A 15,657-nucleotide genomic window follows, 5' to 3' on the forward strand; every position below is an offset into this window, starting at 1 on the left:
GCGTGAAAGATGTCCGTTCGTCGACTAGCCGAAGATCAATTCCAGCCTGCCGCCTTTGCCTTCAATGCGGAGAATGCGGTCTGGGCTGAAAAGACGATCCAGAAATATCCTGATGGTCGTCAGCAATCCGCGATCATCCCGCTGATGATGCGTGCGCAGGAACAGGAAGGCTGGGTCACCAAGGCCGCTATCGAAACGATCGCCGATATGCTCGACATGGCCTATATCCGCGCGCTCGAAGTCGCGACCTTCTATACGCAGTTCCAGCTGCATCCGGTCGGTACCCGCGCCCACGTCCAGGTCTGCGGCACGACGCCCTGCATGCTGCGCGGTGCCGAGGGGCTGATCAAGGTCTGCAAGAGCCGGATCAACGATCATGCTTTCGAGCGCAACGCCGACGGCACGCTTTCCTGGGAAGAAGTCGAATGTCAGGGCGCCTGCGTCAACGCACCGATGGTGGTGATCGGCAAGGATACCTATGAGGATCTGACGCCGGCACGTCTCGAAGAGATCATCGATGCGTTCGCCGCAGGCAAGGGCCATGAGATTCAGACCGGCCCGCAGATCGATCGCGTTTTCTCCGCTCCGGAAGGCGGCTTGACGTCGCTGCTTTCGGATGAGGCGAAGGCAAAGAGTGTTGCAAGCAAGACGGCTAAGGCCGCCGCTGACGCCGTATCGGTCCCGCCGTCGGAAGCCGGTCGCGCGAAAAGCACGGACGCCGAAACCAATCCCAGCCTGAAGACGCCGGCAACGGCGCCGAAGGAAGCGGCAAAGAACGCCAAGGCAGCCGAAACGCAGCCGCTTTCGGGCACTGCAGCTGCGGAGCCCGTTACAGGGAAGCCGTCGCTCGACGACAAGGATCGTCCCGCCGGTATTGAAAGACCAGCGCAGCCGGACAATCTGCAGCTCATTTCAGGCGTTGGCCCGAAGATCGAAGGAACCTTGCATGAGCTCGGCATCTTCACCTTCGCGCAGATCGCAAGCTGGAATGAGGCCGAGCGCCGCTGGGTCGATGGCTATCTGAATTTCAAGGGCCGGATCGAACGTGACGACTGGGTCAGGCAGGCTGAGGCACTCGCTAAGGGTGGCGAAGCGGAATATATCAAGGTCTTCGGCAAGAAGCCGCGGTAAGAGGTGAAGCATGTTACAGGATCAAGATCGCATCTTTACCAATATCTACGGCCTCAAGGATAAATCCCTCAAGGGCGCGATGTCGCGCGGCCATTGGGACGGCACCAAGCAAATCCTCGAAAAGGGCCGTGACTGGATCATCAACGAGATGAAGGCTTCTGGCCTTCGCGGCCGTGGGGGCGCAGGCTTCCCGACCGGTCTCAAGTGGTCCTTCATGCCGAAGGAAAGTGATGGCCGTCCGCATTATCTCGTCGTCAACGCCGACGAGTCGGAACCCGGCACCTGCAAGGACCGCGATATCATGCGCCATGATCCGCATACGCTGATCGAAGGCTGCGTCATCGCCGGTTTCGCCATGGGCGCCAACACTGCTTATATCTATGTCCGCGGCGAGTACATGCGCGAGCGCGAAGCCCTGCAGGCTGCGATCGATGAATGCTATGATGCTGGATTGCTAGGCAAAAACAACAAGCTCGGCTGGGATTTTGACGTTTTCGTTCATCACGGCGCCGGCGCCTATATCTGCGGTGAAGAAACCGCGCTGCTCGAAAGCCTGGAAGGCAAGAAGGGCCAGCCGCGCCTGAAGCCGCCATTCCCTGCCAATATGGGTCTCTATGGCTGCCCGACGACCGTCAACAACGTCGAATCCATCGCCGTTGCACCGACGATCCTGCGCCGCGGCGCCGGCTGGTTCTCGTCCTTTGGCCGTCCGAACAATGTCGGCACGAAGCTGTTCATGCTCTCGGGTCACGTCAACCGTCCCTGCACGGTCGAGGAGACGATGGGCATCACCTTCCGCGAGCTGGTCGAAAAGCATGGCGGCGGCATTCGCGGCGGCTGGGATAACCTGCTTGCCGTCATCCCCGGCGGCGCGTCGTGCCCGGTCGTTCCGGCTGCCGACATCATCGACTGCCCGATGGATTTCGATGGCCTGCGCGAAGTCAAGTCGTCCTTCGGTACGGCAGCGGCGATCGTCATGGACAAGTCGACCGACATCATCAAGGCGATCGCCCGCATCTCGGCCTTCTTCAAGCATGAAAGCTGCGGCCAGTGTACGCCGTGCCGCGAAGGTACGGGCTGGATGTGGCGCGTTCTTGAGCGTATGGCTCGCGGTAACGCGCAGAAGCGCGAGATCGACATGCTGTTCCAGGTGACGAAGCAGATCGAAGGTCATACCATCTGCGCACTCGGTGACGCAGCCGCATGGCCGGTTCAGGGCCTGATCCGCAATTTCCGCCCCGAGATCGAAAAGCGCATCGACCAGTACACCGCCAACGCGACGAGCCACGGTGCGGTTCTGGAAGCAGCCGAGTAAGGATCGAAGATGGCGAAGACCAACGATATCAGGCAGGAAAGCGGAGCGGCCGGCAATGCATCGGTCGATTTTGGCCGCGCCGCTGCCGATATGTTTGGGAACGCGCCGATCATGCCGATCCATCCGCTGATGGCCCATCCTGCCGCAGCCATTGCTGCGGTTACTGCGATCGGCTTCGGCTTTACCTCGCAGCTGGCGGGTGCATTCTTCGGTGCTTTCCAAGGCGCCGTTGAAGCGACCACCAAACTGGCCGAAGCACTGGAAGACGAAAAGCATCAGGCTGAAGTTGCTGCGAAGCCGTCTGCTACGAATGGCGGGGCAGGGGACGCAAAGCCTGTAAAGGCAGCGCCCGTTGTCAAGACAGCTGCGCCGAAGCCAGTCGCACCGAAGCCAGCTGCTGCCAAGCAGAAGGCGGTTGGCGTAAAGAAGGCTGAGCCGAAGCCTGTAGTTGCCGCGCCCAAGGTCGCCACGACAACTGCAAAGAAGACGGCGAAGGCTGAAGCCGCTGCGCCGGTTGCCTCGAAGCCGGCTCCTGCGCGCGGCCGCAAGGCAGCTGAGAAGGCTGACGACCTGAAGCGAATTTCCGGCGTCGGGCCGAAGCTGGAGCAGGTGCTGAACGGACGCGGCATCAAGCGGTTTGCCGATATTGCCGGCTGGAGCGATGCGGATATCGATCGGATCGATGGCGAACTCGGTTTCGAAGGTCGCATCCGGCGCGATGACTGGGTTGGCCAGGCGAAGGCGCTGCTGCCGAAGGGCCGCAGTTGAGGATTTCCCCGGCTGGATCGCGGCCGGGGAGCGTGAATGACGGCGATGGAGACGATGCAGGTGACCCGCATGGCTCGATCGCAAAGCTGGTCTTGCGGGGACAAGGCTCGGCAAAGCTTATTGTGAGCGAACCGGTGCTATCAGGCGTTTGAGCCGCCCCGATGGCAATCCGGTTTGCGATCATGAAATTGTCTGCGGCCAGGTTGGGCTGGAGACGTGACATAGGACTGAGTGGACGATGGCTAAACTGAAGATTGACGGTAAAGAGATCGAAGTTCCGGATCACTACACGCTTATCCAGGCGTGCGAGGAAGCCGGTGCCGAAGTCCCGCGCTTCTGCTTCCATGAACGACTGTCGGTGGCCGGCAATTGCCGCATGTGCCTCGTCGAGGTGAAGGGTGGCCCCCCGAAGCCACAGGCATCCTGCGCCATGGGCGTTCGCGATATCCGCGGCGGCCCGAACGGCGAGCTTCCGGAGGTCTTCACCAACACGCCGATGGTCAAGAAGGCCCGCGAAGGCGTGATGGAATTCCTGCTGATTAACCACCCGCTGGATTGCCCGATCTGCGACCAGGGCGGCGAATGCGACCTGCAGGACCAGGCAATGGCCTTCGGTATCGACTCCTCGCGCTATCAGGAAGACAAGCGCGCCGTCGAAGACAAATATATCGGCCCGCTCGTCAAGACCGTGATGAACCGCTGCATCCACTGCACGCGTTGCGTCCGCTTCACGACCGAAGTTGCCGGCATTTCCGAACTCGGCCTTATCGGCCGCGGTGAAGATGCGGAAATCACCACCTATCTCGAGCAGGCGATGACCTCCGAGCTGCAGGGCAACGTCGTTGACCTTTGCCCGGTCGGTGCGCTGACCTCGAAGCCCTTCGCCTTCACGGCTCGTCCGTGGGAACTGAACAAGACCGAATCGATCGACGTCATGGACGCCCTCGGCTCGGCGATCCGCGTCGATACCCGCGGCCGCGAAGTCATGCGCGTGCTGCCCCGCGTCAACGAGCAGATCAACGAAGAATGGATCTCCGACAAGACCCGCTTCATCTGGGACGGCCTGAAGACCCAGCGCCTCGACAAGCCCTATGTTCGCAAGGACGGCCGCCTGCAGCCGGCAAGCTGGAGCGACGCTTTCGCCGCCATCAAGTCGGCAGTTTCGGCCACCAGCGGCGACAAGATCGGCGCGATCGCCGGCGATCTCGCCTCGGTCGAGGAAATGTATGCCCTCGGCGAGCTACTGAAGTCGCTGGGATCGGAGAATCTCGACTGTCGCCAAGACGGGACGGCACTTGATCCGTCGCTTGGCCGTGCAAGCTACATCTTTAACCCGAGCATCCAGGGCATCGAAGCCGCCGACGCGCTGCTGATCGTCGGCGCCAATCCGCGCTTCGAGGCTGCCGTGCTGAATTCGCGCATCCGCAAGCGCTGGCGCCGCGGCAAGTTCCCGATCGGCATGATCGGTGAAGCCGCCGACCTTCGCTACTCCTATGATTATCTCGGTGCTGGCCCAGACACGCTGGCCGATCTCGTCAGCGGCTTGCACAGCTTCGCCGATGTGCTGAAGAATGCTCAGAAGCCGATGATCATCATCGGTCAGGGCGCTCTCATCCGCGAAGACGGTGGTGAAGTGCTGGCAAATGCCGCCAAACTCGCTGCCGCCGTTGGTGTCGTCAAGGAAGACTGGAACGGCTTTGCCGTGCTGCACACGGCAGCCGCGCGTGTCGGCGGCCTGGACCTAGGCTTCGTGCCGGGCGTAAAGGGCGTCAATGCCGCTACCATGCTGTCCTCGATGGACGTCCTCTTCCTACTTGGCGCCGATGAACTCGACTTCAGCCGCAAGGGCGCGAAGTTCACTGTTTATATCGGCTCGCATGGCGATAATGGCGCTCAGAACGCCGATGTCATCCTTCCAGCGGCCGCCTACACCGAAAAGTCGGGCACCTGGGTCAACACCGAAGGCCGCGTCCAGATGGGCAACCGCGCCGGTTTCGCACCAGGTGACGCCCGCGAGGACTGGGCGATCATCCGTGCTCTTTCCGACGTGCTCGGCAAGAAGCTTCCCTTTGATTCGCTGAGGGAATTGCGCGCCAAGCTCTATGCAGCCTACCCGCATTTCGCCGGGATCGACGAGATTGCCGAAGGCGATAGCGCCCAAATTGCCGCACTTGCGAAAAAAGCCGGCGCGATGGGCAAATCGGCATTTGCTTCGCCGATCAAAGACTTCTATTTGACGAACCCGATAACGCGCGCGTCGGCTGTCATGGCCGAATGCTCGGCATTGGCCCGCAACAATTTCCGCGTTGCGGCAGAGTAAGGGCAGAGGACTATGGATTCATTCGTTTCGACCTATCTCTGGCCGGCGCTGATCATGATCGGCCAGTCTCTGCTGCTCCTGGTCTGCCTGCTGATCTTCATCGCCTACATTCTGCTTGCCGACCGCAAGATCTGGGCAGCCGTCCAGCTGCGCCGCGGCCCGAACGTCGTCGGCCCCTTCGGTCTGTTCCAGTCCTTCGCTGACTTGCTGAAGTTCATGTTCAAGGAGCCGATCATTCCGGCCGGTGCCAACAAGACCGTGTTCCTGCTGGCTCCGCTGGTTTCCGTGGTGTTGGCACTGTCGACCTGGGCCGTCGTGCCTGTCGCGCAGAACTGGGTCGTCGCCGATATCAACGTCGGCATCCTCTACATTCTGGCGATCTCGTCGCTTGAAGTTTACGGCATCATCATGGGCGGCTGGGCTTCGAATTCGAAGTATCCGTTTCTCGGCGCGCTCCGTTCGGCGGCGCAGATGGTGTCCTATGAAGTCTCGATCGGTCTCGTCATCGTTACCGTACTGCTCTGTGTCGGTTCGCTGAACCTGACGGATATCGTGCTGTCGCAGCAGACCGGCCTCGGCACCAAGCTCGGCCTGCCTCCCTCGTTCCTCGACTGGCACTGGCTGTCGCTGTTCCCGATGTTCATCGTGTTCTTCATTTCGGCTCTGGCTGAAACGAACCGTCCGCCCTTCGACCTTCCGGAAGCGGAATCGGAGCTGGTTGCCGGCTTCATGGTCGAATACGGCTCTTCGCCCTACATGATGTTCATGCTTGGCGAATATGCCGCGGTCGTCCTGATGTGCTCGCTGACGACGATCCTCTTCCTCGGCGGCTGGCTGCCCCCGGTCGATATCTGGATCCTGAACTGGGTTCCGGGCATCATCTGGTTCCTGCTGAAGTCGTGCTTTGTGTTCTTCATGTTCGCGATGGTGAAGGCCTTCGTGCCGCGCTACCGCTATGACCAGCTCATGCGCCTTGGCTGGAAGGTTTTCCTGCCGCTGTCGCTCGCCATGGTCGTTATCGTTGCATTCGTGCTGAAGCTGACGGGATGGGCATGATGATGTCGATCCTCGCTTCAAGCAGATTTGGAGGTTGAAGATGGCCGGAATTTCCAACGCCGTCAGCTCGCTGTTCCTCAAGGAATTTGTCGGCGCATTCTTTTTGTCGATGCGTTACTTCTTCAAGCAGAAGGCAACGATCAATTACCCCTTCGAAAAGGGGCCGGTCAGCCCGCGCTTCCGCGGCGAACATGCTCTGCGCCGTTATCCCAACGGCGAAGAGCGCTGCATCGCCTGCAAGCTCTGCGAAGCCATCTGTCCTGCCCAGGCCATCACCATCGAGGCCGGGCCGCGCCGCAACGACGGCACCCGCCGCACGGTGCGTTACGACATCGACATGGTGAAGTGCATCTATTGCGGCTTCTGCCAGGAAGCCTGCCCGGTCGACGCCATCGTCGAAGGGCCGAACTTCGAATTCGCCACCGAGACCCGCGAAGAGCTCTACTTCGACAAGGCGCGGCTTTTGGACAATGGCGACCGCTGGGAACGCGAAATCGCACGCAATATCGCGATCGATTCGCCGTACCGTTGAGCGGAGTTTTGAATATATCGTGACAGGCGGTTGATTATCGCCGTCGCGGTTGAATCTAGACCGGGGCTTTGCAGGACCTATCGTCCGGCCGAGCTCCATCGGGCAGGGAAACTCCCGGCTGCCCGGGGGAAGACGAAAAAGGCACCAACATGGGTCTGCAGGCTCTTTTTTTCTACATCTTCGCCTTTGTCGCTGTGGCGTCGGCGTTCATGGTCATCTCGGCGCGGAATCCGGTCCATTCGGTCCTGTTCCTCATCCTGGTTTTCTTCAACGCGGCCGGCCTCTTCCTCCTGATGGGGGCTGAATTCCTGGCGATGATCCTGCTGGTCGTTTATGTCGGCGCCGTGGCGGTTCTCTTCCTTTTCGTCGTCATGATGCTCGATATCGACTTCTCCGAGCTCAGGGCCGGAATTCTGGAATACGCACCGATCGGCGCGCTGATCGGCGTTATCTTGGCGGCCGAGCTGATCGTCGTCATCGGCGGCAGCGTCATCTCGCCGACCGTTGCCAAGACCGTCGCGATGCCGATCCCGGCTCTGACGCAGCGGACGAACACCGCCGCCCTCGGCGACGTGCTCTATACCAATTACGTTTATTTCTTCGAGATCGCTGGCCTCGTTCTGCTGGTCGCGATGATCGGCGCAATCGTGCTGACGCTGAAGCATCGCACGCACATCAAGCGCCAGAACATTTCCCAACAGGTCGCCCGCACGCCCGCGACCGCCGTCGAGGTGGTCAAGGTCAAGTCGGGGCAGGGCGTCTGAGGCGAGGCACGAGGATCAAAGGAACAAGAACATGGTCATCGGACTTTCCCATTACCTCACGGTCAGCGCCATCCTCTTCGTGCTCGGCGTTTTCGGTATCTTTCTGAACCGTAAGAACGTCATCATCATCCTGATGTCGGTCGAACTCATATTGCTCGCCGTCAACATCAACATGGTCGCCTTCTCATCGTTCCTCAATGACATCGTCGGCCAGGTTTTCGCTCTATTCATTTTGACCGTCGCCGCGGCAGAAGCCGCGATCGGTCTTGCAATTCTCGTCGTCTTCTATCGTAACCGCGGCTCTATCGCCGTCGAAGACGTCAACGTGATGAAGGGCTGATAAAGCTATGTTCTTATATAAGGCTATCGTCTTTCTTCCCCTGATTGGCGCGATCATCGCCGGCCTTTTCGGCCGCGCGATCGGCGCCAAGGCTTCGGAATATGTTACCACCGGCCTGATGATCATTGCGGCCGTCCTTTCATGGATCGTCTTCTTCACGGTGGCGCTTGGCCATACGGATGGCCCGATCAAGGTTGAAGTCTTGCGCTGGATCCAGTCCGGCGGCATCGACGTTTCCTGGGCGCTGCGCGTCGACACGCTGACCTCGGTGATGTTGATCGTCGTGAACTCGGTTTCGACCCTGGTTCACGTCTATTCGATCGGATACATGCATCACGATCCGCATCGTCCGCGCTTCTTCGCCTATCTCTCGCTCTTCACCTTCGCCATGCTGATGCTGGTGACCTCCGATAACCTCGCCCAGATGTTCTTCGGCTGGGAAGGCGTCGGTCTCGCCTCCTATCTGCTGATCGGTTTCTGGTTCAAGAAGCCGTCCGCCTCGGCCGCCGCGATGAAGGCCTTCATCGTCAACCGCGTTGGCGACTTCGGCTTCGTTCTCGGCATCGCAGGCGTCTTCGTCCTCTTCGGCTCGATCAATTTCGATGTCATTTTCGGCAATGCCCAGAGCTTTGCTTCCGGGCAGGGCGGCCAGCCGACCGATATCGTGCTCAATTTCCTCGGCATGCATCTCGATCGCGGTCACGCACTGACGACCGTCTGCCTGCTGCTGTTCATGGGCGCGATGGGTAAATCGGCGCAGTTCCTGCTGCACACCTGGCTGCCGGACGCCATGGAAGGCCCGACGCCGGTTTCCGCGCTTATTCATGCCGCCACCATGGTCACCGCCGGCGTCTTCCTCGTCGCCCGTATGTCGCCGATCTTCGAACTGTCGCAGGATGCGCTGACCTTCGTCACCATCATCGGCGCGATCACGGCCTTCTTTGCCGCGACTGTCGGACTCGTGCAGAACGACATCAAGCGCGTCATTGCTTACTCGACCTGTTCGCAGCTTGGCTACATGTTCGTCGCCCTCGGCGTCGGCGCTTACGGTGCTGCGATCTTCCATCTCTTCACCCACGCCTTCTTCAAGGCTCTGCTTTTCCTCTGCGCCGGCTCGGTCATCCACGCCGTCGATGGCGAGCAGGACATGCGTCATATGGGTGGCCTTCGCCCCCATATCCAGAAGACCTTCTGGATGATGATTATCGGCACGCTGGCGATCACCGGCGTCGGCATTCCGCTGACTCATATCGGCTTTGCCGGCTTCCTCTCCAAGGATGCGATCATCCTGGCGGCCTTCGCCTCGCACAACGCAGCCGCCGGTTTCGCCTTCACGCTGCTGGTCATCGCTGCGATGTTCACCAGCTTCTATTCCTGGCGCCTGATCTTCATGACCTTCTTCGGCAAGCCGCGCGCTTCGCACGAGGTCATGCACCACGTGCATGAATCGCCGAACGTCATGCTGATCCCGCTTTATCTGCTGGCGATCGGCGCCGTTGCCGCGGGCATGTATTTCAACGCCGATTTCGTAGGTCACGCCTACGAGGAATTCTGGAAGCATGCGCTGTTCACGCTGCCGGACAACAAGATCCTCGAGGAAATGGAACATGCGCCGGTCTGGGTTGAGCTCAGCCCCTTCATCGCCATGCTCCTCGGTCTCGTTACCGCCTGGTACTTCTACATCAGGTCGCCGGAAACGCCGCGCCGCCTCGCTCAGCAGCAGCGCGTCCTCTACGAGTTCCTGCTGAACAAGTGGTACTTCGACGAACTCTACGACTTCCTCTTCGTCCGCTCCGCCAAGGCGCTTGGCCGCTTCCTCTGGAAGAAGGGCGATATCGGGGTCATCGACACCATCGGCCCGAACGGCATTGCCGCCCGCGTCGTCGATGTCACCAACCGCGTCGTGCGCCTGCAGACCGGCTACCTCTATCACTATGCCTTCGCGATGCTGCTCGGTATCGCAGCCCTCGTTACCTGGATGATGCTCGGGAGTTCCCTCTGATGACCGATTGGCCCATTCTTTCAACGGTCACCTTCCTGCCGCTGGTGGGCGTTCTCCTTCTGCTGTTCACGCAGGAGAACGGCGCCCATGGCCGCCGGAATGTCCTGAACATCTCGCTGGCGACGACCATCGTCACCTTCATCGTGTCGCTGTTCGTATGGATCTGGTTCGACAATGCCAATCCGGGCTTCCAGCTCGTCGAAAAGCATGAGTGGCTGACGGGCGGCATCAGCTATCACATGGGCGTCGACGGCATTTCCATGCTGTTCGTCATCCTGTCGACCTTCCTGATGCCCTTCTGCGTGCTCGCAAGCTGGCTCTCGGTCGAAAAGCGCCTGAAGGACTACATGATCGCCTTCCTCGTCCTCGAGACGATGATGATCGGCGTGTTCGTCTCGCTTGATATCGTGCTGTTCTACGTCTTCTTCGAAGCCGGCCTCATCCCGATGTTCCTGATCATCGGCGTCTGGGGCGGCAAGGACCGCGTCTACGCCAGCTACAAGTTCTTCCTCTACACGCTGCTCGGCTCGGTTCTGATGCTGCTCGCCATCATGGCGATGTACTGGCAGGCCGGTACGACCGACATCCCGACGCTGCTTGCTTACAAGTTCCCGCCGCAGCTGCAGACCTGGCTATGGCTCGCCTTCTTCGCCTCCTTCGCGGTAAAGATGCCGATGTGGCCGGTCCACACCTGGCTCCCCGACGCGCACGTTCAGGCGCCGACGGCAGGCTCGGTCATCCTGGCTGGCGTTCTCTTGAAGCTCGGCGGCTACGGCCTTATCCGCTTCTCGCTCGGCATGTTCCCGAACGCGTCGGAATATTTCGCGCCACTCGTCTTCGCCCTTTCGGTCATCGCCATCATCTACACCTCGCTGGTGGCGATGATGCAGGACGACATCAAGAAGCTGATCGCCTATTCGTCGGTCGCCCACATGGGCTACGTGACGATGGGTATCTTCGCGGCCAACCAGCAGGGTGTCCAGGGTGCGATCTTCCAGATGCTGTCGCACGGTATCGTCTCGGGCGCGCTCTTCCTCTGCGTCGGCGTGATCTATGACCGTACCCATACCCGCGAAATCGCGGCTTACGGCGGCTTGGTCAACAACATGCCGAAATATGCCGTCGCCATGATGGTCTTCACCATGGCCAATGTCGGTCTGCCCGGCACCTCCGGCTTCATCGGCGAATTCCTGACCCTGATCGGCGTCTTCCGCGCCAACACCTGGGTTGCGCTCTTTGCCGCGACCGGCGTGATCCTGTCGGCGGCTTACGCGCTCTGGCTCTACCGCCGCGTGATTTTCGGCGCACTGGAGAAGGAAAACCTGAAGAAGCTCCTGGATCTGTCGCCGCGTGAACAGCTGATCCTCTATCCGCTGATCGCTTTGACGATCCTCTTCGGTGTCTATCCGGCTCCGATCTTCGATGCCACGGCGGCATCGGTGGATCTGCTGGTGAACAATTATACCGCTGCCCTGCACGCTGCGCAGAATGTTGCGCTGTCGATGAATTGATGACGGGACCTATTCGACATGACTGCTGACACAATTCTTGCAAGCCTGCATCTTTCCATTCCGGAGCTCATCCTCGCGGTCGGTGCGCTTGCGTTGCTCATGATCGGCGTCTTCTCGGGCGAGCGATCTGGCCCCACGGTCACTGGTCTTGCCATCGCGGTTCTCGCGGTGGCAGGTCTCTGGATCATCTTCGTGCCGGGCGAGGGCCTGGCTTATGGCGGCGCCTATCTCGCCGACGGGTTCTCCCGCTTCATGAAGATCGTCGCGCTGATCGGCTCGATCGTCGCCATGTTCCTCAGCATGGGGCAGGCGCGCGAGCAGCAGCTCGATCGCTTCGAGTTCCCGGTGCTGCTTGTGCTCGCGACCCTCGGCATCCTGCTGATGATCTCGGCGCACGACCTGATCTCACTCTACCTGTCGCTGGAACTGCAGTCGCTGGCCCTTTATGTCGTGGCCGCCATCAATCGCGACAGCATCAAGTCGACCGAAGCTGGCCTGAAGTACTTCGTGCTCGGCGCGCTGTCCTCCGGTATGCTGCTCTACGGTATGTCGCTGGTCTACGGCTTCACTGGGCACACGACCTTCGATGCGATCGCGACCGCACTCAGCGCCGAGACCCGCTCGCTCGGCCTCGTCTTCGGTCTGGTCTTCGTTCTCGCGGGTCTCGCCTTCAAGATCTCCGCCGTGCCGTTCCACATGTGGACGCCGGACGTTTATGAAGGTGCGCCGACGCCGGTTACCGCCTTCTTCGCGGCTGCGCCGAAGGTTGCCGCCATGGCGATCCTGACCCGCATCGTCGTCACCGCTTTTCATCCGGTGCTCGCCGACTGGCAGCAGATCATCGTGTTCATCTCGATCGCCTCGATGTTGCTCGGCTCCTTCGCGGCGATCGGTCAGCGCAACTTCAAGCGACTGATGGCCTATTCGTCGATCGGTCACATGGGCTATGCGCTCGTCGGCCTCGCCGCCGGCACCAAGACCGGCGTATCTGGCGTCATGCTCTACATGGTCATCTATATGGTCATGACGCTCGGCTCCTTCGCCATCATCATGGCGATGCGCCGCAAGGACGGCCGTCAGGTCGAAAGCATCGAAGATCTCGCTGGCCTCTCCACGACGAACCCGTTCATGGCGGTCGTTCTGACGGCGCTGATGTTCTCGCTGGCGGGCATCCCGCCGCTCGCAGGCTTTTTCGGAAAGTACTTTGTCTTCGTCGCCGCCATCCAGGCGCATCTCTATGCGCTCGCCATCATCGGTGTTCTCGCCTCGGTCGTCGGCGCTTATTACTATCTGCGCGTCATCAAGGTGATGTGGTTCGATGAAGCCAAGGACGAGTTCACGCGCACGGCCGGTTCGCTGCGCCTCGTCTTCGGCCTCTCCGGCCTGTTCGTCATCACCTATGTCTTCTTCGGCGGTGCAATCGGCGGAGCTGCCGATCTCGCTGCTGCCACGCTGTTTTGATGGCGTCTGACATGAACAGCCGGAAGTCGCTCGCCGACTTCCGGCACGATGCCCTTCAAGAGACGTCGTCTACGAATAGCGTGTGCCTCGAGCGGGCACGCGCCGGCGACCCCGGGAACCTTTGGGTGACCGCCGAGCGTCAGACGGGAGGACGCGGTCGCCGCGGTCGCCCTTGGGTGTCGGAAGCCGGCAATCTCTACGCATCTCTCCTTCTGATCGATCCCGCTCCAATGGACCGCCTCGGCTCGCTGCCGCTTGCGGTCGCGGTTGCCGTGCATCAGGCGGTGCGAGGCGTGCTGCCGTTGGCCGCAGAACCTGCAGAAATCAAATGGCCGAACGATATCCTGATCGGTCGCAAGAAGACCTGCGGCACTCTGATTGAAGGCGAAGCTTTGCCGGATGGGCGTTATGCGCTGGTCATCGGCATCGGCATCAACATTGCAGTCATGCCTGACAATCCGATGTATCCCGTCACCTGCCTCAGACAGCAGGGCTCGATGGTGTCGCCGGACGAGCTGTTTGCCCATCTTTACGCCGATATGGCCGAGGCGCTCGGTGTCTGGAACTGCGGCAAGGGTGTTCGCGAGATCACCGCGCGCTGGCGCGAATTTGCATGCGGCATCGGGGAAAAGATCACGGTAAACTTGCCGGATCGCTCGATTTCGGGCCATTTCTCGGGAATCGATGATAATGGCTTGTTGATGCTTGAAACCGAGGACGGCAGGATCATGCCGATCGCGGCGGGTGACGTTTTCTTTAGATAATGGTTGGGGATCATATGGCGAAGCAAGATGAACTGGTGTTTCTGCCCCTCGGCGGCGTCGGCGAAATCGGCATGAATCTCGCGCTCTACGGCTATGGCCCGGCGGAGCAGCGTCAATGGATCATGGTCGATTGCGGCGTCACCTTTCCGGGGCCGGATCTGCCTGGCGTCGATCTCGTCTTGCCGGATATCCGTTTCCTCGCCAAGGAACGCAAGAACCTCAAGGGTATCATCATCACCCATGCCCATGAGGATCACTATGGCGCATTGAACGATCTCTGGCCGGGCCTGAATGTTCCGATCTATGCCTCTGCCTTCACCGCTGGCCTTCTTGAAGCCAAGCGCGATTACGAGAAGTCGATGGGCGAAATCCCGGTGACGCTCTTCAAGGCTGGTGATCGCATCAATGTCGGCCCCTTCGAGATCGAGGGCGTGGCCGTCAATCACTCGATCCCCGAGCCGATGTCGCTGATGATCCGCACGCCGCTCGGCAATGTCGTCCATACGGGCGATTGGAAGATTGATCACGAACCCTCGCTTGGGCCGTTGACCGATGAAACCCGCTTCCGCCAGCTTGGCGACGAAGGCGTGCTGGCGTTAATGTGCGATTCCACCAATGCGTTGCGCGATGGCGTCTCGCCTTCGGAAAAGGACGTCTCGGAAAGTCTGCGCAAGATCATCGAGGATGCCGAGGGCAGGGTGGCAATCACCACTTTCTCCTCGAATGTCGGCCGTATCCGTACCATTGCCGAGGCTGCCGAAGCCGCCGGCCGCGAAGTGCTGCTGCTCGGCAGCTCGCTGAAGCGCGTCGTCGATGTTGCCCGCGATATCGGCCTCATGGAAGGTATCAAGCCCTTCATCGCTGAAGACGAGTATGGCTATATCCCGCGCGATAAGGTCGTGGTCATCCTGACCGGCAGCCAGGGCGAGCCGCGTGCAGCGCTTGCCAAGCTCTCCCGGGATGAGATGCGCAATGTCGCACTGGCCGCTGGTGATATCGTTGTTTTCTCCTCGCGCGCTATTCCCGGCAATGAGAAGGCCATTCAGGACATCAAGAACGGCTTGATCGAGCAGGGCGTGCATGTGGTGACGGACGCAGAAGCGCTTGTGCATGTCTCCGGCCACCCCCGGCGCAACGAATTGCAGAAGATGTACGAGTGGACGCGCCCGAAGGTCGTCATCCCCGTGCACGGCGAAGCGACGCATCTGACCGCGCACAAGGAACTGGCCGAGCAAAGCGGCATTGCCACCGTGCCGCGCGTGCGCAATGGCGATGTCGTGCGCCTTGCACCGGGTCCCGTCGAGGTCATCGGTGAGGCGCCGCATGGACGCATCTTCAAGGACGGTATTCTGATCGGCGATTTCGACGAGATGGGTATCGGCGAGCGCAAGAAGCTCTCCTATGTCGGCCATGTCGCCGTCAATGTCGTGCTCGATGCCCGTTATGATATCGTCGGCGATCCCGATGTCGTCCCGATCGGCCTGCCGGCTTATGATGATGAAGGCGAGGAGATGGAGGACACGCTCTTTGACGCCATCGTCAGTGCCATCGAAAGCATTCCGCGCGCGCGCCGCAAGGATCTGGACATGCTGCAGGAGGCTGTACGCCGCGCGGTGCGTGCCGCCGCCAACCAGGGCTGGGGCAAGAAGCCGGTCGTGACCGTATTCATCACGCGCACTGGCGGCTGAGTTCA

The 15,657-nt window shown here is 60.5% G+C and carries 13 protein-coding genes; all 13 read left to right on the plus strand.

Going from position 1 to position 15,657, the window contains the following annotated elements:
- Window positions 1-9: 9 nt before the first annotated feature.
- The 13 genes from PH558_RS18605 (at window position 10) to PH558_RS18665 (ending at window position 15,652) form a co-directional block, all read left to right on the plus strand.
- A complete protein-coding gene (locus PH558_RS18605) occupies window positions 10-1,131 on the plus strand; it encodes an NADH-quinone oxidoreductase subunit E (protein ID WP_285205913.1) in 1,122 nt (373 codons plus the stop codon).
- A 10-nt stretch (window positions 1,132-1,141) separates the two neighbouring features.
- Window positions 1,142-2,446 (plus strand): NADH-quinone oxidoreductase subunit NuoF, encoded by a 1,305-nt coding sequence (gene nuoF / locus PH558_RS18610; protein ID WP_095434513.1) that lies wholly within the window; start codon window positions 1,142-1,144, stop codon window positions 2,444-2,446.
- A gap of 9 nt (window positions 2,447-2,455) precedes the next feature.
- Window positions 2,456-3,214 (plus strand): NADH-quinone oxidoreductase subunit E, encoded by a 759-nt coding sequence (locus PH558_RS18615; RefSeq protein ID WP_285205915.1) that lies wholly within the window; start codon window positions 2,456-2,458, stop codon window positions 3,212-3,214.
- 238 nt (window positions 3,215-3,452) lie between these two features.
- The gene (gene nuoG, locus PH558_RS18620; protein ID WP_285205917.1) at window positions 3,453-5,534 is read left to right on the plus strand and encodes an NADH-quinone oxidoreductase subunit NuoG; all 2,082 of its coding nucleotides are present in this window, start codon (window positions 3,453-3,455) and stop codon (window positions 5,532-5,534) included.
- Between the two features lie 12 nt (window positions 5,535-5,546).
- On the plus strand, window positions 5,547-6,590 hold the full coding sequence (gene nuoH / locus PH558_RS18625; protein WP_285205918.1) for an NADH-quinone oxidoreductase subunit NuoH: 1,044 nt from the start codon (window positions 5,547-5,549) through the stop codon (window positions 6,588-6,590).
- 40 nt (window positions 6,591-6,630) lie between these two features.
- Complete coding sequence (gene nuoI, locus PH558_RS18630; protein WP_069614971.1) at window positions 6,631-7,122, plus strand: NADH-quinone oxidoreductase subunit NuoI; 492 nt, start codon at window positions 6,631-6,633, stop codon at window positions 7,120-7,122.
- A 149-nt stretch (window positions 7,123-7,271) separates the two neighbouring features.
- Window positions 7,272-7,886, plus strand: a complete 615-nt coding sequence (locus PH558_RS18635) for an NADH-quinone oxidoreductase subunit J (RefSeq protein ID WP_095434516.1) — start codon at window positions 7,272-7,274, stop codon at window positions 7,884-7,886.
- Window positions 7,887-7,917: 31 nt separating this feature from the next.
- Window positions 7,918-8,226 (plus strand): NADH-quinone oxidoreductase subunit NuoK, encoded by a 309-nt coding sequence (gene nuoK, locus PH558_RS18640; protein WP_007689961.1) that lies wholly within the window; start codon window positions 7,918-7,920, stop codon window positions 8,224-8,226.
- A gap of 7 nt (window positions 8,227-8,233) precedes the next feature.
- On the plus strand, window positions 8,234-10,228 hold the full coding sequence (gene nuoL / locus PH558_RS18645) for an NADH-quinone oxidoreductase subunit L (RefSeq protein ID WP_285205922.1): 1,995 nt from the start codon (window positions 8,234-8,236) through the stop codon (window positions 10,226-10,228).
- A complete protein-coding gene (locus tag PH558_RS18650) occupies window positions 10,228-11,739 on the plus strand; it encodes an NADH-quinone oxidoreductase subunit M (protein ID WP_095434518.1) in 1,512 nt (503 codons plus the stop codon). Before nuoL ends, PH558_RS18650 begins: the two co-directional genes overlap by 1 nt.
- An 18-nt stretch (window positions 11,740-11,757) precedes the next feature.
- Window positions 11,758-13,200, plus strand: a complete 1,443-nt coding sequence (nuoN, locus tag PH558_RS18655) for an NADH-quinone oxidoreductase subunit NuoN (RefSeq protein ID WP_095434519.1) — start codon at window positions 11,758-11,760, stop codon at window positions 13,198-13,200.
- A complete protein-coding gene (locus PH558_RS18660; RefSeq protein ID WP_285205924.1) occupies window positions 13,200-13,964 on the plus strand; it encodes a biotin--[acetyl-CoA-carboxylase] ligase in 765 nt (254 codons plus the stop codon). Before nuoN ends, PH558_RS18660 begins: the two co-directional genes overlap by 1 nt.
- Window positions 13,965-13,978: 14 nt before the next feature.
- Window positions 13,979-15,652, plus strand: a complete 1,674-nt coding sequence (locus tag PH558_RS18665; protein WP_095436240.1) for a ribonuclease J — start codon at window positions 13,979-13,981, stop codon at window positions 15,650-15,652.
- The last annotated feature ends 5 nt before the right edge of the window (window positions 15,653-15,657 follow it).

The organism is Rhizobium pantanalense, from assembly GCF_030182525.1.
Taxonomy (GTDB): domain Bacteria; phylum Pseudomonadota; class Alphaproteobacteria; order Rhizobiales; family Rhizobiaceae; genus Rhizobium.